The organism is Cupriavidus numazuensis (assembly GCF_905397435.1).
Lineage (GTDB): Bacteria > Pseudomonadota > Gammaproteobacteria > Burkholderiales > Burkholderiaceae > Cupriavidus > Cupriavidus numazuensis.
Window position 1 is genome coordinate 13,382 of sequence record NZ_CAJPVI010000008.1, and the last position, 25,787, is coordinate 39,168.

Here is a 25,787-nt window from a genome sequence, read left to right on the forward strand (position 1 = left end):
CATGCAAGCGCAGCCGCAAGGCGACGTCGTCCTGCTGCTTCAACTCGCCGAGCTGGAAAGCCTGTCGCGGCAGGCCGATACCGTGCAGCAACTGAGCTTCCATATCGCCAACGACGCGTATCCGCTGCTGCGCTACCGGCAGGCACTGGTGTTCGCGTCGGAACCGGGCGGGCTGCGGCTGTTGAATATCTCCGGGCTGGTCTCGCTCGATGAACAGTCCCCGTACGTGGTCTGGCTCGGCCATGCACGCCAGTGGCTGCGCGAGCAACTGGGCAGCGGCGAGCCGCGCTGGCTGACGCCCGACGATGCCGCGCAGGCGGGCGAGATCCTGCGCGGCGGCTGGGAGGAGTGGTGGTCGGGCGGCGTCTGGGCGTTGCCTCTGCGCACGCGTGCGGGCCAGGTACTCGGCTGGGCGATCTTCCTGCTCGACCAGGCGCCATCGGCCGGGCACAGCGTCGTCATGACGCGGCTGTCGCAGGCCTGGGGCTACCACTGGGAGATGCTGGCGGGGCGGCAGCGCAAGCTGTCGCACTGGTGGAGCGGGCGGGCGCGCCGTATCGCCATTGCGGTGGCGTTGCTGGTGCCGCTGGTGCCGGTACGGCAAAGCGCGCTCGCGCCCGCGGAAATCACGTCGCTGGACCTGCAGATGGTGAGCGCGCCGCTGGAGGGCGTCGTCAAGGCGATCCACGTGCAGCCGAACCAGCCGGTGAAAGCGGGCCAGCCGCTGTTCTCGCTCGACGACACCACGCTCAGCCACCGCCTGGACGTCGCCGCGCAGGCGGTGGCGGTGGCCGATGCGGAACTGCAATCGGCGCGCCAGAACGCGTTCCGCAGCGACGACAGCAAGGCCCAGCTCACCACGCTGCAGAGCCGCGCCGAGGAGCGCCGCGCGGAACTCGAATCGATACGCTCGCAACTGCAGCGGCAGACCGTGGTGGCGCCCCGCGACGGCGTGGCGGTGTTCGCCGACATCAATGATTGGCTCGGCAAGCCGGTCGTGACTGGCGAGAGGATCATGCAGCTTGCCAACCCGGACAGGCCCGCCATGCTGATCCAGCTGCCTGTCGCCGACGCGCTGACGCTGGAAGTCGGTGCGCCGGTCAGCCTGTTCCTGACGGTGCGTCCGCTGAGTCCACTGACCGGCAAGCTGATCGAGACCAGCTACCAGGCCGTGCCCACGCCGGAAGGCGTGCCGAGCTACCGGCTGCGCGCCGATATCGAGAACGCCGATACCGGGCTGGCGCGGATCGGCCTGAAGGGCACGGCGCGCATCAAGGGCGGCTGGTCGGTGCTCGGCTACGAAATCCTGCGCCGGCCGCTGGCCAGCCTGCGCGCGCTGACGGGCCTGTGAGCCAGGCGCAACCGGAGCCCACGCCGTGCAGCCCTCCACTTCCAGTCCGGAAGACCTCCCGCTACCGCCGCTGCGCGAAGACCTGCGCATCTTTCCCGCGGCCGCGCATGCCGACGGCAGCCCAGCGTGGATCATCGAGGACCCGGTACGCAACCGGCACTTCCGCATCGGCTGGCTGGAATTCGAATGCCTGCAGCGCTGGCACCTGGCGCCGCGCGCCGCCGCACAGCAGATCCGCGACACCACGCCACTGCATGCGCAGGGCGGCCAGGTGCTGGGCTTCGCCGCGTTCCTGCAGGCCAACTCGCTGCTGCGCCCGCCGCCAGCCCGCAGCCAGGAGCTTGCCCTCGCGCGGCCGCCGCGCGGTTGGCTGACATGGCACTGGTGGCTGCACCACTACCTGTTTTTCCGCATCCCGCTGCTGCGCCCGACGTACCGCATGCAGTGGCTATACGAACGACTGCGCTGGCTGTTCCAGGCGCGCACGGTGTGGGTGGTGCTGGCGCTTACGCTGACCGGTATTGCGCTGACGCTGCGCCAGTGGGACACGTTCCGCCACACGCTGTTCGAATCGATCTCGCTGGAAGGCGCCTTGGGCTTCGCGTGCGCTCTGGCCGTGGCCAAGACGCTGCATGAGTTCGGCCACGCCATGGTCGCCACGCACTTCGGCGTGCGCGTGGGGCATATGGGCGTGGCGTTTCTCGTAATGTGGCCAATGCTCTATACCGACACCAGTGAATCGTGGCGGCTGACCAATGCGCGCCAGCGGCTGGCGATCGCGAGTGCCGGCATCGCGACCGAGCTGGTCATCGCAGGCCTTGCCACGCTGTGCTGGGCGCTGCTGTCGCCGGGGCCCGCGCGGCAGGCGTGCTTCTACCTGGCGACCACGAGCTGGGTGCTGTCGCTTGCGCTCAACGCCAGTCCGTTCATGCGGTTCGACGGCTACTTCATCCTGTCGGACCTGCTCGACCTGCCGAACCTGCACGAACGCGCCGGCGCGCTGGCCCGCACCGCGCTGCGGCGGCTGTTGTGGGGCTGGGACGACGCGTGGCCGGAACAGCTTCCGCCGCCGCTGCGCCGCAAGCTCATCGTGTTCGCATGGGTGACGTGGTGCTATCGGCTGGTGGTGTTCCTCGGCATTGCGCTGGTGGTCTACCACATGTTCTTCAAGGCGCTCGGCGTGGTGCTGTTCGCGGTCGAGATCCTCTTCTTCATTGCCTTGCCATGCTGGAGGGAACTGCAAGTGTGGATTCGCCGCCGTGCCGACACGCCGCACCTGCGGCGTCATCTCTTGCTGGCCGGACTCGCGTTTGTGCTGGTCGTGCTGGCCCTGCCGCTGCCGACAGGCGTGCGTGCGCCCGCGCTTGCGCACAGCACGCGGCAGTGGACCGCGTATTCGCCGGTGCCGGCGCAACTGGTCGAGCGCTCCGCGGCAGGGGACGTCAAGGCCGGCACCACGCTGGTCCAGCTGCGCCAGCCGGAACTGGCCAGCGAAGCCATGGCGGCGCAGGCCAGCGTGGCTGGCAACAACGCCAGGCTGACCGGCTTGCTGGAACTGCGGCGCGGCATCGAGCAGCAGGCTGCCGCGCTGGAGTCGCTGCAGCAGAGCCTGGCACGTGCCCGCGCCGTGCGGGCCGAGGAAAGCCGCCTGCTGCTGGCGGCGCCGTTCGACGGACGCTGGGTCGACGTGCCCGACGATGTGCGCGCCGGAACGTGGGTCGGCACGAAGCAGGTGCTCGGGCGGCTGATCGATCCGGCGCACTGGCAGGTCGACGCCTACGTGAGCGAGGCGGATGTGCAGCATCTGCGCATCGGTGCGCGCGCTTGCTTCTATCCGGAGGCGCAGCCGGCACGGCACTGCGGGGAAATTCGGGCCATTGCCCCGTCGCGCAGTACCCAGATTCCCGCGCCCCAGCTCACCACGCCGCACGGCGGGCCGGTCGCGGCGGTCGAGAAGCAGGGCATGCTGATCCCGGAAGCGTCGCTCTATCTGGTCCAGATCGATCTGGACGAGCCGCCGCGCCTGCCGATGGAGCTGCGCGGCCGCGTGTACCTGAGCGGCGAGCCGCGCAGCCGTCTCGGGGACTGGCTGCGCAACGTGGTCAGCGTGGGAATACGGGAAGCCGGCTTCTGACCAAACCAGCGCGGCTGGCGGGTCAGGGCGCCTTCCTGTCGGGCGCCGCCGGCGCCGGATGCCAGTTCGCCGGCGGCACCACCAGCGGCTCCTTGGGCTGCAGCACGAAGTGCGGCGACATGATCTGCACGCCGTGTCGGTTGAATTCGTCCTGGATGGCCTGGTGCAGCGTGGACAGCGCGTGGAAACGCTGGCGCGGATCCGCGATGCCGAAGAACAGCTCGTACTCGACATAGAAGTCCGACAGCCCGCGCTGCAGCACGAACGGCGCCGGTTCGTCGCGCAGGCCCGGCACGCTTGCCACGGCGCCAAGCAGCATCGCGTGGACCTGCCGCCATGGCGTGTCGTAGCCGATCGTCACAGCGGTCGACAGCAGCGCACTCGTGTCGCCGTGCACTGCAGCCGAGGCGCGGCCCCGGCGCGAGAAGTTGTGGACCGCGCTGCCGACCACCACCGCATTGGGCAGCGTCACTTCCTCCTGCCGCACGTTCTCGATCTTGACCGACAGCGCGTCGAGGCCGGTCACCGTGCCGATCGTCCCGCCGATGTCGACCATGTCGCCGGGCCGCAGCGCGCGCGAATAGACGAGCACCATGCCGCTCATGATCTGGTTGACGATATTGGCCGAGCCCAGCGTCACCATGAAGCCGAACAGCACCGACAGGCCCTTGAACACATCGCTCTGCGAGCCCGGAATATACGGGTACGCGAAGGTCAGCCCGAGTGCCCATACGCCCACGGCGGCCAGCCGGCGCGTGGCGCCGACGGTCTCGGGATGCAGGCCCGGCACGTCGAGCTGGCCGCGCTGTACGGCGAGGAAGATGGTCGACACGAGCCGCTGCAGCGCGCGCGTGATCAGCAGGATCACGATCACAGTGACGATGCCCGGGATCGCTTCCAGCATCGATTCGCCGATGCGCGCCAGCAGCGTGAACAGGAAGGTGCCCATGCGCTGGCCAAGCGGCTCGGTCAGCGGGAACTGTTCGAGCGCGAACTCCAGCCACAGGAAGATCAGCAGCACGATCAGGCCGACGCCCACGATCTGCACGACCAGGCTGGCGAGCTGGAAAAGTGCACCGGTCCAGTCGAAGCCGCTGCGCTTCACGCGAGCGCCGACGCGGTGGTCCAGCGCCTTCAGCAGCAGCGCGCTGAGCCGGCGGCGTGCACGGGCAACGCCCCAGACCAGCCCCACGAGCAAAAGCAGGCCCAGCGACGACAGCAGCGTACCGCGGATAATCGTTGGCCAGCGCAGCTGCTCGCGCCGCGCGGCGACGGCATTCTCGAGCGCATGGCTGGCCGCGTCGGCCACGGCCTCGACGGTCTGTCCCGGCTGCTCGGGATCGAGATCGTCCTGGACGATGGCGAACATCACGCGGTCGCCAAGCCGGATCGCTACGCCGGACTCCTCGCCGAGGCGTCCCGATACGCGCGTGAGCGGCTCGGCCAGTTCGGCGCGGTTCAGGTTGTCGAATCGCTCCCTGGCGCGGGCCGCGCGCACGGCCGGCACCGCACCGGCCACGGTCGCGCGCAGCGTGGCGACGGGCCGGTTCATCAGGCTCAGTTCGGCAGGCTCGGGGGCAGGAGCGGGTACCGGCTTGTCGGCTGCGTGGGTGGCGAGCGGCACGGTGAGTGCCAGTATCAGCAGCGTCAGGCGCTTGCGCCAGTCAAACGGGAACGGGAAGGACCGCGGGCGGGGAAGCCTGAAGACGGCCGACAGGAATAGCGAACGGGCGAAGATGGCGATCATCCGGAAGCTCGGCAGGGCGGTTTGTCCTTTGCATAATGGGTCGCTTTCGACGGGAACGCCAGCCGGCACAGCGGCGGCGCCGGTCCCTTGCGTGCCTTGACGCCCGAGGTGCTGACGATCGGTACAGGGCAGGCCGGGCGCCAACGGCGCCCGGAACCCACTACCTGAGTTTTTCCATGTCGTCAGGTTTCCAGGTCTGGTCGAAGAATGCCTGCTCGGGCGAGTAGAGCCGGAAGATCACGAAGTAGCCCTTGCCGGGTACCGTGCGCAGCCAGTTCTTGTCCTTGCCGGCAGGCGCCGTCGGGCCGAAGTAGAGGTCGGTGGAGCCGTCGGCATTCTGCACCGGCTTGTCCATCTGGTTCAGCGACGGGTGAGACTGTCCGTTGTCCAGCCCCGAAGCCGTGGTGCCGTCGTAGACCGTGGCGGACCAGAAGTTCTTCGCAGGAATCTTCGGCGGCAGATGCAGCTTGTACGATTGGCCGCCGTCGAGGAAGTTGCCGTCCTTGTCACGGAAGGTGACAGGGTACTTGGCGCCGGCGTTCACCATGTTCATCACCATGCCGGGGCTTGCGGAATAGGCGCTGGTGAAGAAGCCCGAACGCTGCTCCAGGTTCGTGAACGTCTGGCTGGACTGGAACGACGTGTTTTCGCCGGCGAAGACATTGATCCATTGCCGGTCCGGGTAGTACTTGCTGCCCGGCTCACGGTTGATCATGTCGGTCATCACGACCTTGCTCATCTTGAACGCGGTCTGCGCCGCGCGGTCGAGCAGGGTGCGCATCTCGGGCGACGGCGAGAATGGCTTGCCCTTCTCGATGCCGATCGTATGCAGGAAGCCGCGCATGTCGAGATCGGCCGGATCGACGTACTCGCTGTCGATGAAGCGGGACATCATCTCGAAGTAGCGAATATCGCGCGGGAAGAGCAGGTCGGCGGGTTTTGCGTTGCCATCCGGAAACTGCATGGGCTTCGCCGCTGCCTTCTGGCCAAGCGGGTAGATGCGCGTGGCGGCGATCTGCGCATTGGGCTTCGACAGGTCCTTGGGATCGCTGAAGAACGTGCGCCAGAACAGGAAGACGTTGTAGGTCCGCGAGCGGTAGATGAACGCGCCTTTCGGCACGCTGCCTTTCGGCGGCTCGCCCTTGTAGTCGGGGGGCAGCAGCACATAGGTGCCGCCTTTGCCCTTGTCGGGCCCCGCGAGCCCGACGTCGCCGACCCAGGTCCGGCCATCGATCGTAGGGCCGACAAGCGGCCGCTGGAAGAAGTCATCCAGGATGCCCTGGACGCCGGCCGGCGCCTCGACGACGAGCGGGCCGTCCTTCTTCAGGTCAAGGTAGCCCATGGCGTAGACCACGTCGGAATTCGGCGTGGTTACTAGCGTCGATGCCTTGATCCGCTCCTTCCAGACCGGCAGCACGTTGTAGCCCGCGCCAAACACCTTTTCCGAGCCTTCCTTCATGGCCCAGATGTTGATGGCCGGCAGCGCCCAGAGATAGGCTTGCGCGGCGCGCTGGAAGATCAGCTCGTCGCGCAGCAGGCGTGTCGAATCCGCCGTGGGATAGTCCTTCTCGAACGGCGCATTGGCGAGCGCATCAAAGTGCGAGGCCTGCGCCAGTGCAGTCCCGGAAGACGTCAGCACGGCTGCGGCAAGCGCCAGGTGCGTGAAGGTGCGATTTGGTTGTTTCATGAGCGGCTTCATCTCCGGATTGGTGGCCTATCGGTGCGTTCACGGCAGGGCCTGTGCAGCACTGGCCCTGCCATCGGGAGCTGTTCTCAGGCCATTTTCCGGATTGCGGGCGGTTTCCAGCTGCCATCAAGAATCGGCTGCTTGCCCCAGTAGGCGCGGATGTACAGCGAGAAGTTGCCGCCTGGTGCAGGCAGCCAGTTCGATTCGCGCGCCGCACCGGGTGACTTCGCGCCGGCGTAGAGCGTCAGGGAGCCATCCGGATTGCGCTTCAGCGTGGTGTTCTTCGTGCCGAGCGAATAGCGCTTGAGGTCGTTCGGATGGAAGAGGTGCTTGTCGTTGTAGAGCGTCAGCGACCAGAAGCCGTTGACCGGCGGCTCCTGGCCGGCGGGGAAGACGATCTCGTAGGTGTTGGCGCCGTTCAGGGCCGCGCCCGTTGCGTCGAAGTCGGTATAGAGGTACTGCGTCTCCGTGGGCCTGTTGTCGAACATATTCGACTTGGCCGTGCCGGTACGGTCGAAATAGTCGAAGCCCGTCTGCGCATTGTTGGTGGAACGATTCCAGCCGTTGCCGGCAGGCAGTCCGTTGTGGCGCCACGCAAAGAATGGCGCGATGACGTCGCGTTCGGTTTCGACGGCAGTGGAAACGAGCCACTTCTTCGTCTCCGGATCGCGGTTCGCCACTTCCATCAGCGAGCGGAACTGCGCGTAGAGCGCTTCTTCGCCCGGTAGCGGCGGCACGGTGTCGAGCACCTGTCCGAACTGGTCGAAGAACTTCTCGGGGACCACCCATGTGGTCTCGCCGCCGCCGTCTGATTTCGGGCCGGGGATCACGGGCGCCTTGGCCCAGTCGATGGTCTTCATGCGGCCGTCGAACTGCTTCAGCGGATAGAAGACGATCTGGTTGAGCACCGGCTGGATGATCTTGCGATCCTCCGGCGTATCGTTCATGAACACACGTGGAATGGCATTTGCCAGTGCAGTCGGACAACGGATGATGCCGGTGACGCCGGCAGGCTTGCTGCCTTTCCAGTTCGGGCCGACGAGCAGATAGAAGCCGGGCTTGCTCTTGTAGGGCTTGCCGAGTTCACCGAACTGGTTGGTACGCGCGTCATACAACGCGTAGACCCAGAAACGGTCGCCGAAGTTGGGAACTTGCGCGATCACCGGCTCCTCGTCAAGCGAGAAGAAGCCGAGTCCGTAGGTCACGTCCTGATTGGGGCAGGTCACGAACGTCTCGGTCGGATCGATGTAGTCATGGAGCATTGCGACCTGACCGCGCGGTGCCACGGGCAACACGCCGTTCAACAGCCCAGGTTGCGGCGCTTGCGTGATTTTCGCGTTGCGGTTGAGCATATTGACCATCGGCCAGCCCCACACGTAGGCCATGCGCGCGATCACCTGCGTATAGCCGGAATGCATGAGTAGCCCGGGTGGTGGCTGGACTTCTTTGCTGGCCTCAGGGCCGGTTGCGCCGGCAGACTTCTGTGTTGCGCCCTTGCCCTTGGTTTCTGCCGCCGAAGCGGATTGCGGGATCGTGGCCAGCGAAGCGTAAGCCAGGGGCAAGGCGCCGCCCAGGACGGTGAACAGCCTTCTTGTTACGTTGACATTGTCTTGGTCGGCCATGGCTTGCGTTCGGTGGTCTGCGCAGTTTCGAATCACCGCACAAGCGCGTGCGCGCGGTGTTCCAGCTACGTATGCTGCATAACGTTCTTGCCATTCGGAAGTGAATCGTTTTGAGTGCGATATGAATTATTTGGTCTTCCGTCAGGTTTGGTTTTCGACATACCGCATCTTTGCACGCGACGTTAGCCGGAGACCCGGTTGAAGCGTTGCTCCGTGACCGTGGTCCCCCATTGGCTGCCCTCGAACTCCTCGCTCAGCCGGAAGCCATGCGACTCGTACAAATGGCGAGCCGCATCGAGTCCCTTGAACGTCCAGAGATACGTTTCGCGGAACCCCTGCGCATCGACGAAGCGCATGGCGCGCGCCATGAGTTCGCGTCCGATGCCCGAACCGTGCAGCGATTCGTCGACGATGAACCAGCGCAAATGCGCGATGCCCGTGGTCGTGTCGCCGTCGATGGCGAGAGAGGCTAGCGAGCGGCCATTTTCGACATAGAGCCAAAGCGCCTTGCCGTCGACTGGCAACGCCCCGGCAAATTCGGCGAGTTCCGTGGCGACCCGTTTCTCGAAGAAAGCACCGAAGCCCCAATGCGCCGAATAGAAACGCCCGTGCAGGCTGGCGATATCGCCGATGCAGCCGGGCTGGTAGCCCTCGACAATCTGCTCCGCTTCCGGCGGGGAAGCGGGCGCATTGCCGGCATTGTCCTGTGCCAACGCATTGGCATACAGTGCGAGCGAGCGAAGCAGGGCTTGCTGGTCGGCGGGCGCCATGTGCCGCAGCGCATTCGATACCTGGCTGGTCGCGAACTGGTCGATCCTTGCCCTGAGTGATTTCCCTTCCGCGCTCAAATACAGCTCGGACGAACGCGCGTCGTCGCTGGACACCCGGCGCTCCACAAAACCTGCGGCTTCCAGGCGTGCGATTTGCCGGCTGGTATTCGACTTGTCGAGCCGCAGGATGGTGGCCAGATCTTTTGCCGTGATGCCCGGCTTCATGCCGATTTCCAGCACGGCGTGAACCGCCGATGGCGCCAGGTCGCTATTGGCCAGGGTCGAGCGCATGAATCCCAGTTCGCGGACGAGTCTGCGGGAAACGTCGCGCAGCGACAGGATCGTGGTGTCCCGGGTGATGGCGGGAACGTCGATGAAATCCATGGCCAGTCCAAAAAGTTGTGAGTCGCAACCAATATTAGTTGCGACTCGCAACTTGGTCAAGCTGGGCGCGTGAGTTCAGGCGGTTTGCCTGTCCAGAATGGCGCCGCGCACATTCTGCACATGCGCCGCGCCGGCGGCCTCGGCCGCGTCGGGCTCGCCGGCGAGTACCGCCGTAGCGATGCGACGGTAGTCGTCGAGCCGCATCTGCCGCAACGAAGCCAGCCGATGCTGCGCGTGCACGATCGGCATATGGATGGTCGGGAACAGCCGGCGCAGTTCGCGGTTGTCGCCCATTTCCAGCAGCGTGCGATAGAAATGCCGCCTGGCGTTGGAGAACGTCTCGCCGTCCTGGACCTTCTCCGCGGCGACGAGCGCCTGTACCGAAGCGCGCAATGCCTGAACCTGCGGCCGGTTGCGGCTGCCGCGCGTGGCGGCGCGCGCGAGCAGGCCAGTCATGCGTTCCGCGACATCGAGTACATCGAGGGTTTCCTGCAGGCTCAGCCGCCGGATGACCGCGCCGCGATGGCGTTGCAGGTCGACGATGCCCTCGGCGGCCAGCCGCTGCAGCGCCTCGCGCACCGAATTTCGCCCGACTCCGAAGTGCGCGACAAGGTCTGTTTCCACGAGCCGCTGGCCGGGCACGAAGCTGCCCAGTTCCAGCCCGCTCATGATCCCGAAGAACACGGTGTCGGATGCGCTGCCGTCCGCCAGGCTGGCGTCAGCGGGCGTATCGATGGGCATGGCGGAGGCAGGGGAGGTTGGTCTTGGCACGGCGGCGATTCTAATCGATTGGCGGGTCCACCCGGACTGGAACCGTTGACATGGGATGAAATCATCCTACAATCTGATCCCATCTGCAAACGGTCCGCAAGTGGACGAACCCCATCAAGTCGAGGGAATGGCACCCATGTTTACTCCTTGTCCCACCGAAAGAAGCCAGCAAATCGCGGACCGTGTCGAGCGTTTCGTGCGCGACGTGGTGGCGCCGTACGAAAGCGACCCGCGCTGCACCGCGCATGGCCCAACCGCGGACCTGGTGCTGGAACTGCGCACCAAGGCACGTGCTGCCGGCGTCATGACGCCGCACATCCTGGCCGATGGCTCACATCTGAGCCAGCATGAGACCGCCGCAGTGCTCAAGCGCTCGGGCCTGTCGCCGCTCGGCCCCGTCGCCGTCAACACCATGGCACCCGACGAAGGCAACATGTTCCTGTTGGGCAAGGTGGCGACCGCTGCGCAGAAGGCGCGGTTTCTCGACCCGCTCGTTCGCGGCGAAGCACGTTCCGCGTTCTTCATGACCGAGCCCGCGGAAGAGGGCGGCGCAGGGTCCGATCCGTCGATGCTGAGCACCACCGCTGTCCGCGATGGCAATGACTGGGTGCTCAACGGCCGCAAGAAATTCATCACCGGTGCCGAAGGCGCCAGCGTGGGCATCATCATGGCGCGCACCGGCGACGGTGAACGCGCGCAGGCGACGATGTTCCTCGTCGACCTGCCGCATCCGGCGATCCGCACCGAGCGCGTGCTCGACACCATCGACAGTTCGATGCCGGGCGGCCACGCGCTGGTCCTGATCGATGGCCTGCGTGTGCCTGCCGACCAGGTGCTGGGCGAGGTCAACGAAGGCTTCCGCTACGCGCAGGTGCGCTTGTCGCCGGCGCGGCTGTCGCACTGCATGCGCTGGTTCGGCACCGTCACGCGCGCGGACGAGATCGCGCGTGCCTATGCCACCACGCGCAAGGCATTCGGCAAGCTGCTGATCGACCATGAGGGCGTCGGCTTCATGCTGGCGGAAAACCTGATCGACCTGCAGCAGGCCGCGTTGATGATCGACTGGTGCGCAGGCGTGCTCGACACGGGTTCGGCGGGCACCACGGAAAGCTCGATGGCCAAGGTGGCTGTCTCCGAAGCGCTGTTCCGCGTCGCAGACCGCTGCGTGCAGATCCTGGGCGGCAATGGCGTATCGCGCGACACCATCGTCGACCAGGCGTTCCGTGAGTTGCGCGCCTTCCGCATCTACGACGGCCCGACCGAAGTTCACAAGTGGTCGCTTGCGAAGAAAATCAAGCGCGACACGCTGGGGGCGCGGCAACATGGCTGATAGCGTTCGCTGAGCGCCCCGTCATGGCAACGCGCCCGTCCCCTGTGCAGCGCGCGCTGGCAGTTCTGCGCGCGCTATCCGATCCCGAAGTGCGCCGCATGAGCGATGTGGCGCGCGCCACCGGCCTTGACCCTGCCACGACGTCGCGCATGCTCGACATGCTCGTGCAGGAAGGCTTCGCCACGCGTGACGACAAGCGTTGCTATGGCATCGGCCCCGAGGTGTTCCAGCTTGCCGATGTAGGGCAGCGCCGGGTAGACCTGCGCGAGCTGGCCCATCCGGCCTTGCAGCGGCTGCAGGAGTCGTTCGAAGACACCGCCGTGCTCACCGAGGCCAGCCGCGGCGAGGCCGTGTGCTCGGACGTCGTCACGGGCACGTTTCCCGTACATGCGAACTATGTGACAGTCGGCACGCGGCGCCCGCTTGGTGTGGGCGCGGGCAGCCTCGCTGTACTCGCGTGGCTGCCTCCGGCGGAGCGCACGCGCCGCCTGCAGCAGACGGCGCGCAAACTGGCGAACTATCCGCGGCTGCACGCGGCGTCGATCGCTGCCGAGGCAGAGGCCGCACGCGCGCGCGGCTATGTGCTGTTCCTGGACTGGGTGGTCGAAGGCATGGGCGGCATTGCCGTGCCGATTCTCGACTACGACGGCCGACCCATCGGCGCGCTCAGCGTGGCGGCGCTCAGCAACCGCATCCGCAGTCGCGAGACAAGCCTTGCGCGCCACCTCCGGCAGGAAGCGCGCCGCGTCACCGGCGCATGGACGCGCGTCGTGGTGCCGGCGGGCGGACCTCAGTGTGCCGGTCCGCGCAGCAGCGGCGCGAGCGCGTCCGGAATCTCGATCTCGAAACGCAGTACGGCACTGGCCAGCGCCTTGCCGTAGTTGTCGATCGCGAGGCTGCGCGACACGCCGCCGCCCAGCGCGCCCTCGGCGACGAAGTTGAGGACCTGCAGGCCATCCACGTCATAGCGCGTGACCACTCCCGTGATCAGCGTGCCGTAGTGCGCCTTGAACGCATCCGCGGTGAGTTGCTGCTTGATATGCGGATAGAACTCCGGCGCATAGGCGATGACGGCGGTGTTCGAAGTGTTGCCCTTGTCGCCGGAACGGCTGTGCGCAAGGCGGCGCAACGGTACGCGCATGATGTGGTCTCCCGGTCAGGTGGCGGATGCGGATAGTCAGACGAACTGGACCTGCGACCGGATCAGCGTGCGCGGCACCAGTGCCGACCACACGCCGATGATCTCGCGCGTACGGTCCTGGTGCGGCACGCGCTTTCCAGTGGAGGCAAGTCCGCATACGGCCATGCTGTCGATCTCGCGGCCGACCTTGGCCGCTTCTTCCCGCGTGCGCGTGCGGGCCGCCACGCGCACCGCGATCTCGTTGGGCTCGCACGCGGGCTCGGGCGATGCCGCACCGTGAACCGCATTGACGCCCAGGAAATCGATGCGCAACTCGTCGGCCTGCAACGCCGCCATGGCGAAGCGTTCCTCGAGAATGCGCTTCGCGAGCTTCGCTTTCTCCAGGCAACCGGGGCCCGCATAGAAGAACATGTCTTCGCCGATATGGCCTTCCGTGCAGCCCAGTGACACCTTGAGGGTGTCGGTGCGTGGCTGTCCGCTCACGCCGCTGATGCGCACACGATCGGGTGCCACCTGCTCCAATACGGCGGTGGAGAAATCGACGATCACATCCGGCGTGATATAGCGGCGCGGGTCGTGGACTTCATAGAACATCTGTTCCTTGACGGTCTGCAGGTCGATGCGGCCGCCGCTGCCCGCGACCTTCGAGATCACCGCGCTGCCATCGGCCTCGACTTCCGCAATCGGGAATGCGAGATTCCACGGCTCGGGCACGTCCTTGTAGCCGGGGTCGCCGAAGTAGCCACCGGTCACCTGCGCGCCGCATTCGAGCAGGTGGCCAATGGCGCTGCCGCGCGCGAGCCGCGCAACGTCGTCGGCCTGCCAGCCGAAGTGATGGATCATCGGGGCCAGAAAGAGCGACGGGTCGGCGACACGCCCCGTGATCACGATCTGCGCCCCGGCGCGCAACGCTTCGACGATCGGCCCGACACCCTCGTACGGTTCCGCGCTGATCAGCGTTTCGCGCAGTGTCGATACGTGCTCGCCGCTTTCCAGCAACGTCAGGTCGAGTTCGCAGATGCTGCCCGTCAGATCGGTGGTGGTGACGGCCGCGATCTTCACGTCGGGCAGGCCGAGTTCCTTGCATAGTTCGGCCACGCGCCGGGCCGCGCCGAGCGGATGGATCCAGCCCTGGTTGCTGATGATGCGCGTGCCGTTCGCGATGCAATGGGGCAGCACGGCACGCATGCGGTCGTCGAGATACGTGTCGTAGCCGCCGAAAGCGGGATCGCGCCGCTTGCGCACCTGCGCGGCCGAAACTGTCGCCTCGGCCATGGTCTCGAAGCACAGGTAGTCGAGCTTGCCGAGACGCGCGGAGCGCTCGGCGGGTTCGACGCGGTCCCCCCACCAGCCCGATCCCGAGCCGATGCGCAGCGTAGTGTTCTGGGTCATGACGTCATGTGTCCTGGTTTGGTGATACGCATCGGTCATTGCGCCTTGATGCCCGCGCTCTTGATCACACGCGACCACTTCTCGGTATCGGCCTTGATTTCGGCGGCGAACGCGGCGGAGCCTTCGCCGCCCGGCTCTGCACCGAGTTGTTCGATGCGTTTGCGCACGTCCGGCATGGCCAGCACCTTGTCGACGGCCTGCTGGATCTGGCGCACGCGCTCGGGCGGCGTGCCCGCCGGTGCGAGCAAACCGAACCAGGAATTCACCTCGTAGCCTGGCAATCCCGATTCACGCACGGTCGGCACATTGGGCAGCACCGACGCACGCTTGACGCTGGTCACTGCAAGCGCCTTGACCTTGCCCGCCTGGATCTGCGCGTGTGCGGATGGCAGGTTGTCGAACATCAGGTTGACCTGGCCCGCGAGCAGGTCCGTCATCGCGGGCGCCGCGCCCTTGTAAGGCACATGCTGCATGTTCACGCCTGCCATCGCGTTCAGCAGTTCGCCGGAGAGGTGCGGCGAGCCGCCCGTGCTGGTCGAGGCATAGTTGATCTTGCCCGGTTCCCGTTTGGCGAGCGCAATCAACTCCCCCACCGAATTCGCCTGCAGTGTGCTGTTGACGAGCAGCACGTTGGGCGAATTGGCCACCAGCGTCACGGGCGTGAAATCGCGTGCACTGTCGTAGGGCATGCGCGCGTAGAGGAACTGGTTGGTGACCTGCGTGCCCAGTGTGCCCATCAGCAGCGTATAGCCATCGGGCGCGCTGCGGGCGACGGCCTCGGCACCGATATTGCCGCCGGCGCCGGGGCGATTGTCGACCACGACCGACTGCCCGAGCACTTCGCCAGACTTCTGCGCGACCAGCCGCGCGAGGATATCGGTGGTACCACCTGGCGTGAATGGCACTACGAGCCGGATGGGTTTGGTCGGGAACGTTTCGGCGGCGCTTGCCGGCATGGCAAGCGCGGCGCACAGCAACGGCAGGGCGGCCAGCAGGCGCTGGCGTGGGAATGCAGTCATCGGCTGTCTCCTGGGCGCGATGTGCGCAGGCGTCGGTTTCATCGAGGGAAACTCTGTGCGCACATGGTAGGAAGCTGCCGTAAACGGCGTCAATCAAACGGGCGGAATTTTCATTGAGTGAAAATCTGAGTCTGCGCGCACCGATCACAAGAAAAAGGTTCTTCGACGAATTGTGGGGTTGTCGTTCTTGGCGGGCGCTGCTGTTTCGCCGGCGTAGCCGGCGAGTCACTTTTTGTCCGAGCGACAAAAAGTAACCAAAAAGCGCGTCGTTGCCGCTGGCCATCAATTCCACGGCGACAGTGGTTCAAACGGCTTTGGACGCCTGCGATGGTGGTCGGCCGTTCGACCCTGCTACGCCATGTGAGTCAGAACCTGTGCCTTGCGCGGCACGGCTTTTGGACGATCCCCAAGACGGACTCGGGTACAGCGTTTCAACAACGTCAGTGGTGGGACGCCTTCGGCTGCGCTGCGCGCACGTTGTCGTCTGGACGCAAGCTCATCAACGTGGCTGGCGCACGAGTCCCCGTTCCAGTTCCAGTTCCAGTTCCTGATGCCTGTCTCTACGCGCATGCAATGCGCCCAAGGCTTCGTCACCGAGGCGAGCTTCGGACTAGACCTTGGCGGTCTTACTCTGAACCGCGCGTAGCGCAGCCGTAGGCGTCCCCGTGAAGGCGATATTAGTAGGGACCACTCCGTAATCCGGGTTCGCTCGTACGCGCTGCCCATCCTAATCATCTACGCGGCAGGCAGTCCAGCGGACCTCTGATGCAACAACGGCATCGAGCCTTGGATTGACCACGTAAACGCGCTTTTGCCTCCTTTTGTCGCTCGGACAAAAGGAGGTCGCCGGCTACGCCGGCGAAACAGCCGCGCCAGCGAAGATCGACAACCCACCCCCAACGAGAAGCCCCATCGGCTATGCCGGCGAAACAGCCACGCATGCCAAGAGCGATACCCCCGCAATTCGGCGATGACCCAAAAAAAAGCGCGGACGCACCGCGCTTTCAACGGCCTTAAACAGAAACGGGGAGCGTTCTGCAGGGGAGGCCTTGTTGGCAAGATAAGCCCGCAGCGCGCTGAAGACAATTGAAACAATCTAAGGTCGGAATTAAGTGGTTTCTACGTAATCGCTTCGTCGCGCTGCGAGGCGGCTCGCAGCGCCTGCTGCAACCTGGGCAACCCGGACACCTGCAACGGGCAACCGAATGGGACGGTCGATATGTCCTGGATGACCGATGCGGGAAGGGCCCGAAGATCAATACGCCAACGGGACATCGACGCCAACCGGCGCCACGTATTCGGTGATCCGGCGGCGCGACAGATCCATGTGGGCACGCACGATGTCGCCAGCCGCGCTGGCGTCATGGCGTTCGATCGCGTCGATGATCTCGTCGTGCTGGTGGGCAGCCTTGTCGAGATCCTCTTCCATGTCATTCGTGGTCGGATGCCGATAAAAGATTTTGCCGAGGCGGGCGTGGTCGATCAGGATGCGCCGCAGGCTCGGCATCAGATACGGGTTGTGTGCCATCTTCCCGATCTGCAAGTGGAAGGCATCGTTGAACAGCACGCGGTTCTCGACATCGTTCTTCTCGATCGCGTCGCGAAACTGCTGCTGGATCTGCTTCAGCTCGTCGATCTCGCCGCGCGTGGCGTTCGCCGCCGCGAGCTGTGTCGTCGCGATGTAGATGAGCGGTGCCGCCTGGAAGAAATTCCGCAGCGACTGATGGCTCATCGACGACACCCGGGCGGCCCGGTTCGCCTCGAGCTCGATATATCCCTCGGCCGCCATCTGCCGCATGAGCTCGCGCACGGGCGGCCGGGACAGGCCGAATTCCTCGCTTAGCGCCAGTTCGTCCACCACGGCGCCAGGCGCCAGTTCCATGCTGACGATGCGCCGGCGCAGCGTCTCGCTCAGCAGCGCCTTGCGGTCGACCGCGGCATCCGTGAGTGGCGCATCGTTTTCCGTGGCGGCCTTGGGTCTTGCCATGTCGTTTTCCTGACGTTTTTTCTGTCTATCAATCGTAGACATTCTATAGCATCCGCCCGCCCCGGGCGCCGCGGGTCCCTCCCACAGGTTCCTCTCTGTCGAGCCCGCGCATTTCTCCCCGTGCGGCGGTCTGTGCATTTTGCGCTTTTCAGGGCGCATTCGGCCTCATTTATCTCTGCGTAAACCCTGATGGCGGCATGTCTAGCCAATGAATATTCTGTGTCTACAAATAGTAGACGTAAAAACGGATGCGCGATGACGGACGAAATGCCGCTCGCCTGCACGCACCGCGACGTCTGCCACAGCGCCTCGCCACCGGCGGGCCGGCCCAAGAAGAGAGTGAGTGTTGAGATGACAAAAGTGACTTCGCTGCCAGCCGATGACATGACCTGCGGCTGGTTCCACCTGAGCCGGCCGCGCCAGCCCCGGCCGTCCCATGCGGGAACGACGCATGCGCGCTGGGTAGTCGTCGGCGCCGGGTTCACCGGCCTCGCCGCGGCCCGCACGCTTGCACACCATTTCCCGGACGACGAGGTCGTGCTCGTCGAAGCCCAGGAAGTCGGCTTCGGCTCGTCGGGCAGGAACGCGGGCTTCGCGATCGATCTTCCGCACGACATTGGGGCGGACGACTACATCGGCGACATCGCCACGGCAAAGGCCAGCCTGGACCTCAACCTGACGGGACAGCGGATCCTCAAGGCGCTGGTGGAGGAGTTCAAGATCGATTGCCACTTCCGCGCATCCGGGAAGTACCAGGCGGCGATCGAAGAGCGGGGCGTGGCGGTGCTCGATGCGTATCGGCGCGGCCTCGACAAACTCGGCCAGGCGTATGAAATGATCGACGGCAAGGACTTGCCGGCCCACATCGGCACGTCCTTCTATCGCAAGGCCTTGTTCACGCCGGGCACGGCACTGATCCAGCCGTCGGCACTGGTGAAGGGGTTGGCCGACAGCCTGCCGCGCAACGTCACGCTGTACGAGCGCACGGCGATCACCGATGTCGAATACGGCGACAAGGTCGTGCTTTCGCACCGCAACGGCCGCATCGTCGCGGACCAGCTGATCCTCACGAACAATGCCTTCGGCATGCGCTTCGGCTTTCTGCAAGGCACCATGCTGCCGATCTTCACCTACGCGAGCCTGACACGGCCGCTGACGCAGGAAGAGCAGGCCCGCCTTGGCGGCAAGACGTTCTGGGGGCTGATTCCGGCCGATCCGTTCGGCACCACGCTGCGCCGAACCCACGACAACCGCATCCTCGTGCGCAACAGCTTCAGCTTCAACCGCGACGGCCGCAGCCAGCAGAAGTATCTCGACCGCTTCGTCAAGACACATCGCAGCTCGTTCGAAAGCCGCTTCCCGATGCTGTCCGGTGTCGAGTTCGAATACACGTGGGGCGGTTCGCTGGCGCTATCGCGCAATCACATGGGTCATTTCGGGCAGCTCGCTCCCAATGTCCATGGCGCGCTCTGCTGCAACGGGCTTGGCATCACCCGGGGCACGGTCACCGGCACGCTGCTGGCGGACTACCTTGCCGGCGAGCGCAATGGCCTGATCGATTTTCTGCTGTCGTCGCCGGGCCCTAACCGCAACCCGCCCGAGCCGCTCCTTTCGCTCGGCGTGAACGCAAACCTCTGGCTGGGCCAGCGGCGCGCGGGCCGGGAAGTCTGACGCGGCGACAACCATCAACACCAACCCTGCGGCATGGCATGCCGCAGGTATCAGCCCCTATCCACCATCCATACGACCCGGATTCCGAATCTCAGGATCGCAACATCCGGGCATACGCAGGAGACAAAGCGTGAATAACCATGTGTCTATCGAAGACGTACCCCTGAACGGCTTTCACCAGCTGCTCAGCATCCGTTCCGGCGGCGGCTGGGTGCTGGACGGCTACGTCCTGAGCATCATCGGCGTGGCGATGGTCCAGCTCTCAACCGCGCTGGACATGACCAGTTTCTGGCAGGGCATGGTCGCCGCCTCGGCGCTGATCGGCATTTTCTTCGGCGGCTTCCTCGGCGGGCTGCTGACCGGCTCGCTCGGCCGCCGCAAGCTCTATTTCGTCGGCCCGGCGATTTTCGTGATCTGTTCCGTGGCGCAGTACTGGGCCGACTCCGGCGCAGCGCTGTTCTTCTTCCGCTTCCTGATCGGTATTGGTGTCGGGTTCGAATACCCCGTCGCGGGATCGCTGCTGGTCGAGTTCATGCCACGGAAGTACCGCGGCCCGCGGCTCGCGATGCTGACGATCCTGTGGTTCGCCGGTGCTGCCGCAGCCTACGTGGTGGGCAACGCGCTGCTCGATAGCGGCCGGCCCGATGCCTGGCGCCTGGTGCTGGCCAGCCCGGCGGTCATCGGCGTCGTGTTGCTGCTGATCCGCATCGGCACGCCCGAGTCGCCGCGCTGGCTGCTGAGCAAGGGCCGCGCCGCAGAAGCGGAGCGAATCATCAAGAAGGTCTACGGCCCGACGTTCTCGCTGAAGAACATGCCTGAGCAGCCGACGGAAAAGAAGGTGTCGCTGCTGGACCTGCTGCACTCGGGCTACGGCAAGCGCATGCTGTTCGTGGCGGTGTTCTGGAGCTGCTCGGTCATTCCCGTGTTCGCGGTCTACGCATTCGCACCGACGGTATTGCAGGCGCTCAACCTCAAGGGCGAGTGGGCATCGCTCGGCTCCGTGATCATCACCATGCTGTTCGTGGTGGGCTGCATCATCGCCACGCGCCTGATCAATGTCATCGGCCGGCGCAGCATGCTGATCCACAGCTTTCTGTGGTCGGGTCTCGCGCTGCTGGGCCTGGGCATGTTCTCGAATGGCTCGGAAGTGCTGGTGCTGATGCTGTTCGGCGCCTATGCCGTGTTCATCGGTGGCGCGCAGGTGCTGCAGCTGGTGTACCCGAACGAGCTGTTCCCGACGGAAATCCGCTCGGCCGCGGTTGGCCTCGGCGCATCGCTGTCCCGCGTCGGCGCGGCCATCGGCACCTGGCTCGTACCGATTTCGCTGCAGAGCATCGGCGTCGGCCACACGATGTTCGCCGCGGCCGGCGTGACGCTGGTCGGCCTGCTGGTCGCACTGGCCATCGCCCCGGAGACGCGCGCACTGAGCCTGCAAGAGGCCGCATCGCTGCGCTGAATCCCGCAACACACCCGCGGCTGCGGAAACGCGGCCGCTTCCTTGAACACCTCTTTCCTGTATTGACGGAGAAACCATGAAATTCGAAGGCATCTACACGCCTGCCATCACGCCCCTGAACACGAACGGGGAAATCGACAACACCGCCTTTGCCGAAGTCCTGGAGTCCCTGATCGAAGCGAAGGTGCACGGCATCATCATCGGCGGATCGACCGGCGAGTACTACGCGCATACCCCGGCAGAGCGGCTGGCGCTGGCCGCGTTCGCCAAGGACGTGATCGGCACGCGCGTGCCGCTGATCGTCGGCACCGGCGCGGTGCGCACCGAAGAGTCGGTGGAGTATGCGAAGGGCGCGAAGTCGATCCAGGCCGATGCGATCCTCGTCGGATCGCCGCCGTACGCGCTGCCGACCGAGCAAGAGAACGCGGCCCACGCGCTGGCGATCGACAAGGCCGCCGACTTGCCCATCATGCTTTACAACTACCCGGGCCGGATGGGCGTGTCGATGGGCCGCGAGTTCTTCCGCACGGTCTCGGCGGCGTCGCGCAATGTGGTCGCCATCAAGGAAAGCTCGGGCCAGATGGCCCAGCTGCACATGCTGGCGACGGAGTTCCGGAATATCGAAATCTCCTGCGGCTGGGACGACCAGGCGCTGGAATTCTTCGCCTGGGGCGCGCGCAGCTGGGTGTGTGCGGGCTCGAACTTCATCCCGCGCGAACACGTCGCGCTGTATGAAGCCTGCGTCATCGAGAAGAACTTCGACAAGGGCCGCCGCATCATGGCTGCAATGATGCCGCTGATGGATTTCCTGGAAGGCGGGAAGTTCGTGCAGTCGATCAAATACGGCTGCGAAATCGCGGGTCTGCGCGCGGGCGGCGTCCGGGCACCGCTGCAAGGGCTCGATGAAGACGAAAAGGAGCGGATGCAGGCCGTGGTCGGCAAGCTGAAGCACGACGTTTCTGTGATCGTCGGGGAGAAAGCCTGATGGCCCGCGTTCTGACCGCGTCCGACTACGCAGTCATCGCGAGGCGTATCGCGCTGCCGTCGCAGGCATTCATCAACGGCGCATTTGTTCCCTCGGTGTCCGGTGAAACCTTCGTGACCACGAACCCTGCGACGGGCGAGGTCCTGACGGAAATCAGCGCCTGCGATGCCCGCGATGTGAACCTCGCTGTGGCCAGCGCCAAGGCCGCATTTGAGGATGGACGCTGGCACCGCCGCTCGCCGGGCGAGCGCAAGGCCGTGCTGCTGAAGTTCGCCGACCTGCTCGAGCAGAATGCGCATGAACTCGCGGTGATGGAAAGCCTCGACAGCGGCAAGCCCATCCGCGAATGCCAGGCCACCGACGTGCCCGAGGCGATCCATACGATCCGCTGGCATGCCGAGCTGATCGACAAGATCTACGACAGTACCGCGCCGGTCGGGCCGGGCGCATTGTCGCTGGTGGTGCGCGAGCCCATTGGTGTGGTCGGGCTCGTGCTGCCGTGGAACTTCCCGCTGCTGATGCTGGCCTGGAAGATCGGCCCGTCACTGGCGGCTGGTTGCCCGGTGATCGTGAAGCCTGCCAAGGAAACCACGCTGACCGCGCTGCGCGTGGCCGAACTCGCGCATGAGGCCGGCGTGCCGGCCGGGGTCTTCCATGTCCTTCCCGGCGGAGGCCGCGAAGTCGGCGAACCGCTGGGCCGGCACATGGATGTCTCCATGGTCAGCTTCACCGGGTCGACAGACACCGGCCGGCTGTTCCTCAAGTACGCGGCTGAATCGAACCTGAAGCGGATCGTGCTCGAGTGCGGCGGCAAGAATCCCGCGGTGGTGATGAACGACATCGACAATATCGATATCGTGGCACAGCACATCGTCAACGGCGCGTTCTGGAACATGGGCGAGAACTGCTCGGCGTCGTCGCGGCTGATCGTGCACGCGGACGTGAAGGACGAACTGCTGGCGCGCATTGGCGTGCATATGCGCGAATGGAAGATGGGAAATCCGCTTGATCCCGAGCATCGTCTCGGGTCGCTCGTCAGTGAATCCCACTTCCGCAAGGTGCGGTCGTACCTGGAGCAGGCAGGCGCCGAGAACCTGCGCGTCGCCTTCGGCGGCGGTACGCAGGCCGGAAACTTCGTCGAGCCGACGGTGGTCGATGGCGTGGGCCAGGACAGCCGACTGTTCAGGGAAGAAATCTTCGGCCCCATCCTGTCGGTCACGACGTTCACCAGCACCGCGCAAGCCATCGCGCTGGCCAATGATTCCGTCTATGGCCTGGCGGCATCGGTCTACACGAGCAACCTGAACCATGCCATCCGGCTGTCCCGCCAGATTCGCGCGGGCGTGGTCACCCGTGAACTGCTTTGGCGAAGGGGACATCACCACGCCTTTCGGCGGCTACAAGGAGTCGGGCTTCGGCGGACGCGACAAGTCGGCGTGGGCGCACGACCAGTACACGGAAATCAAGACCATCTGGATCGACGTGCCGGAGCAGGTCGGTGCCGATTAAGAGGAGCGAAAAGCCGGTTTTGCCTCGCGCCGCTGCGGCCGAGGGGATAATGGCGACCTTTTAATTAGCCAGCCAATGAAAGCAGGTGTCATGCAAAGCACGCGTAAAGCCACATTGATCGGGCTCATTGCGATCCTGTTGTGGAGTTCCATCGTCGGCCTCATCCGTGGCGTCAGTGAAAGCCTTGGTGCGACCGGCGGTGCCGCCATGATCTATTCGGTCGCGTCTGTGCTGTTGTTGCTGACGGTCGGTTTTGTCAGGATGCGGGAATTTCCGCGGCGCTATCTGGTCTGGGGCAGCATCCTGTTCGTCTCGTACGAGCTGTGCCTGTCGCTGTCCATCGGCTATGCGAACAGCGGCAGGCAGGCGATCGAGGTGGGGATGGTCAATTACCTCTGGCCGTCCTTCACCATGCTGTGCGCGATCGCCTTCAACAAGCAGAAGGCGAATTTCCTGATCGTGCCGGGCTTCCTGATTGCGATCCTGGGTATTTGCGTGGTGCTGGGTGGCGAGCAGGGGCTGGATGTTGCAGGCATGGTGGCCAACGTCAAGGACAACCCGCTCAGCTACGGCCTAGCCTTCGCGGGCGCGCTGATCTGGGCGGCCTATTGCACGGTGACCAACAGGATTGCCGGCGGCAAGAACGGTGTCACGCTGTTCTTCATGCTCACTGCACTGGCGCTGTGGATCAAGTACTTCACCGGGGAGCATGCGCCGATGGCGTTCAGCTACCACGCTGTCATCTACCTGGCTTTGGCGGCGTCGGCGATGGGCTTCGGCTACGCGGCGTGGAACGTGGGCATCCTGCACGGCAACGTGACGGTGCTCGCCGGCGCGTCGTACTTCATCCCTGTCATTTCCGCGGCACTGGCTGGCTTGCTCTTGCATACGCCGCTTTCGCTGGCGTTCTGGAAGGGCGCGTCGCTGGTGTGCGCGGGGTCCGTGCTGTGCTGGCTGGCGACGCGCGCGCCGCGGCGCAAGGTGGCTGCAACGCCCGACCATAACCCGGCGCACGAGCGTGTCCAGAAACAATGAGCTTCCGGCCGATGCAATCAGCTCATCGGCCTTCCATGGATCATGAATCGCAGGACGAAAGAATGTTCCGGAGAACGAATTTGAAGATACGGTTGTCGGCAGTCATTGCCTCGTGCGCCATCTCGGCCCCGGCATGCGCGCAGAGCGCGGTGACTTTGTACGGGGTGATCGACGAAGGGTTGAACTACACGAGCAACGTCGGCGGGCACAGCAACGTCGAGATGGCCAGCGGATTCCCTCACGGCAGCCGCTGGGGCTTCAAGGGCACCGAAGACCTCGGTGGCGGCACCAAGGCCATCTTCCAGTTAGAGAACGGATTCGATGTCGACACCGGCCGCGCCTACCAGGGCGGACTGCTGTTCGGACGCCAGGCCTACATGGGGCTGACCAGCGACCGCCTCGGCGCCGTCACCGTCGGCCGCCAGTACGATTCCGTCGTCGACTATCTCGCGCAGCACACGGCGGGCGGCAACTGGGGCGGCTACATGTTTGCGCACCCGTACGACAACGACAATCTGATCAACACGTTTCGCGTCAACAACACGGTCAAGTACGCCAGCCCCTCGTTGGGTGGCCTGAAGTTCGGCGGCGCCTATGGCTTCAGCGATGACGTCCGGTTCGCGAACAACCGGCTGTACAGCGTGGGTGGCCAGTACACACGCGGCGGCTGGCTGGTGTCGGCAGCGTATCTTCGCGCCGACAATCCGTCCGCCACGTCGTACGGCGCTATCAACAACAGTGGCGATCAGAATCTCTTGGGTAGCAAGCTGAGGATCTTCGGTGCCGGCGTGACCTATACGGCGGGCAAGGCGGCCGTGGGGCTGGCCTATTCCGATGCGCAAGTCGACGATCCGCAAAGCTCGGGCTATGTCGGGCCGATCGCGCCGCCTGTGGGACGGCTGGCGTCGCTGCGTTTCCGAAATCTCGAGGTCAATGCCAAGTATCAGTTCGCCGCGTCGTACTGGCTCGGGGCGATGTACACCTATACACGCGCCAGCTTTGATGCGACGTCTGGGAAGCAGTATCCGACGTACCATTCCTTCGGATTGATGGCGGATTACGTGTTGTCGAAACGCACCGACGTCTACTTGCAGAGTGTGTATCAGCATGTGGGGGGTGATACCACGGGTTCGGTGCTGGATGCCGCTTACGTGGCCGGTGCAGCGAATGTCTCGTCGAATCGGAATCAGCTGTTGTTGCGGGTGGGGATGCGGCATTTCTTTTAGGTTGTTTGGGGGAATTGCTGGGGGTTTTGTGGTTGGGAATGGGGTGTCGTTCTTGGCATGCGCCGCTGTTTCGCCGGCGTAGCCGGCGAGTCACTTTTTGTCCGAGCGACAAAAAGTAACCAAAAAGCGCGTCGTTGCCGCTGGCCATCAATTCCACGGTGGCAGGGGTTCAAACGGCTTTGGACGCCTGCGATGGTGGTCAGTGGTTCGACCCTGCTACGCCATGTGAGTCAGAACCTGTGCCTCGCGCGGCACGGCTTTTGGACGATCCCCAAGACGGACTCGGGTACAGCGTTCCAATCAGATCAGTGGTGGGACGCCTTCGGCTGCGCTGAGCGCAGGTCGTCGTCTGGATGCGATCTCATCAGCGTCGCTGGTGCCCGAGTCCCCATTCCAGTTCCAGTTCCTAATTTCCTGTCTCTACGCGCATGCAATGCGCCCAAGGCATCGTCACTGGAGCGCCGTTCGGGTCAGACCTTCGCGGCCTTACTCCGAGCCGCGCGTAGCGCAGCCGTAGGCGTCCCCGTGAGGGCGTTGTTAGAAGGGACCACTCCGTAATCCGGGTTCGCT

The 25,787-nt window shown here is 64.9% G+C and carries 18 protein-coding genes and 1 pseudogene; 10 read left to right on the plus strand and 9 right to left on the minus strand.

The window, feature by feature from the left end; all coding sequences use genetic code 11:
- The first annotated feature begins 1 nt into the window (after position 1).
- Entirely contained in the window at positions 2 to 1,351 is a 1,350-nt protein-coding gene (locus tag KHO41_RS08270; protein WP_211952799.1) for an efflux RND transporter periplasmic adaptor subunit, read from the plus strand.
- 25 nt (positions 1,352 to 1,376) lie between these two features.
- The gene (locus KHO41_RS08275; RefSeq protein WP_211952800.1) at positions 1,377 to 3,485 is read left to right on the plus strand and encodes a site-2 protease family protein; all 2,109 of its coding nucleotides are present in this window, start codon (positions 1,377 to 1,379) and stop codon (positions 3,483 to 3,485) included.
- 22 nt (positions 3,486 to 3,507) lie between these two features.
- Here the strand turns inward: KHO41_RS08275 and KHO41_RS08280 are convergent, their stop codons facing one another.
- The 5 genes from KHO41_RS08280 to KHO41_RS08300 all read right to left on the minus strand — a co-directional run bounded on the left by KHO41_RS08280 (position 3,508) and on the right by KHO41_RS08300 (position 10,436).
- Positions 3,508 to 5,232 carry a mechanosensitive ion channel family protein gene (locus KHO41_RS08280; RefSeq protein ID WP_244873751.1) on the minus strand — a complete coding sequence of 575 codons (1,725 nt, stop codon included), beginning with the start codon at positions 5,230 to 5,232 and terminating at the stop codon, positions 3,508 to 3,510.
- Positions 5,233 to 5,392: 160 nt separating this feature from the next.
- Positions 5,393 to 6,919, minus strand: a complete 1,527-nt coding sequence (locus tag KHO41_RS08285; protein WP_211952801.1) for a DUF1254 domain-containing protein — start codon at positions 6,917 to 6,919, stop codon at positions 5,393 to 5,395.
- 86 nt (positions 6,920 to 7,005) lie between these two features.
- Positions 7,006 to 8,541: a DUF1254 domain-containing protein gene (locus KHO41_RS08290; RefSeq protein WP_211952802.1), complete on the minus strand. Its 1,536-nt coding sequence runs from the start codon at positions 8,539 to 8,541 to the stop codon at positions 7,006 to 7,008.
- Positions 8,542 to 8,723: 182 nt separating this feature from the next.
- Positions 8,724 to 9,695 (minus strand): bifunctional helix-turn-helix transcriptional regulator/GNAT family N-acetyltransferase, encoded by a 972-nt coding sequence (locus KHO41_RS08295; RefSeq protein WP_211952803.1) that lies wholly within the window; start codon positions 9,693 to 9,695, stop codon positions 8,724 to 8,726.
- Positions 9,696 to 9,770: 75 nt separating this feature from the next.
- Positions 9,771 to 10,436, minus strand: a complete 666-nt coding sequence (locus KHO41_RS08300) for a GntR family transcriptional regulator (RefSeq protein ID WP_211952927.1) — start codon at positions 10,434 to 10,436, stop codon at positions 9,771 to 9,773.
- Positions 10,437 to 10,602: 166 nt separating this feature from the next.
- On the opposite strand from KHO41_RS08300, the gene KHO41_RS08305 reads away from it, so the two are divergent.
- Complete coding sequence (locus tag KHO41_RS08305) at positions 10,603 to 11,796, plus strand: acyl-CoA dehydrogenase family protein (RefSeq protein WP_211952804.1); 1,194 nt, start codon at positions 10,603 to 10,605, stop codon at positions 11,794 to 11,796.
- Between the two features lie 23 nt (positions 11,797 to 11,819).
- Positions 11,820 to 12,677 (plus strand): IclR family transcriptional regulator, encoded by an 858-nt coding sequence (locus KHO41_RS08310; protein ID WP_211952805.1) that lies wholly within the window; start codon positions 11,820 to 11,822, stop codon positions 12,675 to 12,677.
- Here KHO41_RS08310 and KHO41_RS08315 read toward each other — a convergent pair.
- The 4 genes from KHO41_RS08315 to KHO41_RS08330 all read right to left on the minus strand — a co-directional run bounded on the left by KHO41_RS08315 (position 12,587) and on the right by KHO41_RS08330 (position 17,335).
- Entirely contained in the window at positions 12,587 to 12,937 is a 351-nt protein-coding gene (locus KHO41_RS08315) for an AtuA-related protein (RefSeq protein ID WP_211952806.1), read from the minus strand. The two genes, KHO41_RS08310 and KHO41_RS08315, sit on opposite strands and share 91 nt — an antisense overlap.
- Before the next feature lie 36 nt (positions 12,938 to 12,973).
- Positions 12,974 to 14,329 carry an acyclic terpene utilization AtuA family protein gene (locus KHO41_RS08320; protein ID WP_211952807.1) on the minus strand — a complete coding sequence of 452 codons (1,356 nt, stop codon included), beginning with the start codon at positions 14,327 to 14,329 and terminating at the stop codon, positions 12,974 to 12,976.
- Between the two features lie 35 nt (positions 14,330 to 14,364).
- A complete protein-coding gene (locus KHO41_RS08325) occupies positions 14,365 to 15,348 on the minus strand; it encodes a Bug family tripartite tricarboxylate transporter substrate binding protein (protein WP_211952808.1) in 984 nt (327 codons plus the stop codon).
- 1,255 nt (positions 15,349 to 16,603) lie between these two features.
- Positions 16,604 to 17,335 carry a GntR family transcriptional regulator gene (locus tag KHO41_RS08330; protein WP_211952809.1) on the minus strand — a complete coding sequence of 244 codons (732 nt, stop codon included), beginning with the start codon at positions 17,333 to 17,335 and terminating at the stop codon, positions 16,604 to 16,606.
- A 351-nt stretch (positions 17,336 to 17,686) separates the two neighbouring features.
- Here KHO41_RS08330 and KHO41_RS08335 point away from each other — a divergent pair, with 351 nt between their 5' ends.
- From KHO41_RS08335 to KHO41_RS08360, 6 genes and pseudogenes are all read left to right on the plus strand, one after another.
- Entirely contained in the window at positions 17,687 to 19,006 is a 1,320-nt protein-coding gene (locus KHO41_RS08335; RefSeq protein ID WP_211952810.1) for an NAD(P)/FAD-dependent oxidoreductase, read from the plus strand.
- A gap of 130 nt (positions 19,007 to 19,136) precedes the next feature.
- Positions 19,137 to 20,462, plus strand: coding sequence for an MFS transporter (locus KHO41_RS08340; RefSeq protein WP_211952811.1), 1,326 nt, complete (start codon positions 19,137 to 19,139; stop codon positions 20,460 to 20,462).
- A 76-nt stretch (positions 20,463 to 20,538) separates the two neighbouring features.
- A complete protein-coding gene (locus tag KHO41_RS08345; protein ID WP_211952812.1) occupies positions 20,539 to 21,447 on the plus strand; it encodes a dihydrodipicolinate synthase family protein in 909 nt (302 codons plus the stop codon).
- Positions 21,447 to 22,956 (plus strand): annotated as a pseudogene (locus KHO41_RS08350) (aldehyde dehydrogenase). The gene KHO41_RS08345 and the pseudogene KHO41_RS08350 overlap by 1 nt, the downstream one beginning before the upstream one ends.
- Positions 22,957 to 23,046: 90 nt before the next feature.
- On the plus strand, positions 23,047 to 23,991 hold the full coding sequence (yddG, locus tag KHO41_RS08355; protein WP_211952813.1) for an aromatic amino acid DMT transporter YddG: 945 nt from the start codon (positions 23,047 to 23,049) through the stop codon (positions 23,989 to 23,991).
- 80 nt (positions 23,992 to 24,071) lie between these two features.
- The gene (locus tag KHO41_RS08360) at positions 24,072 to 25,217 is read left to right on the plus strand and encodes a porin (protein ID WP_376989707.1); all 1,146 of its coding nucleotides are present in this window, start codon (positions 24,072 to 24,074) and stop codon (positions 25,215 to 25,217) included.
- Positions 25,218 to 25,787: the final 570 nt, after the last annotated feature.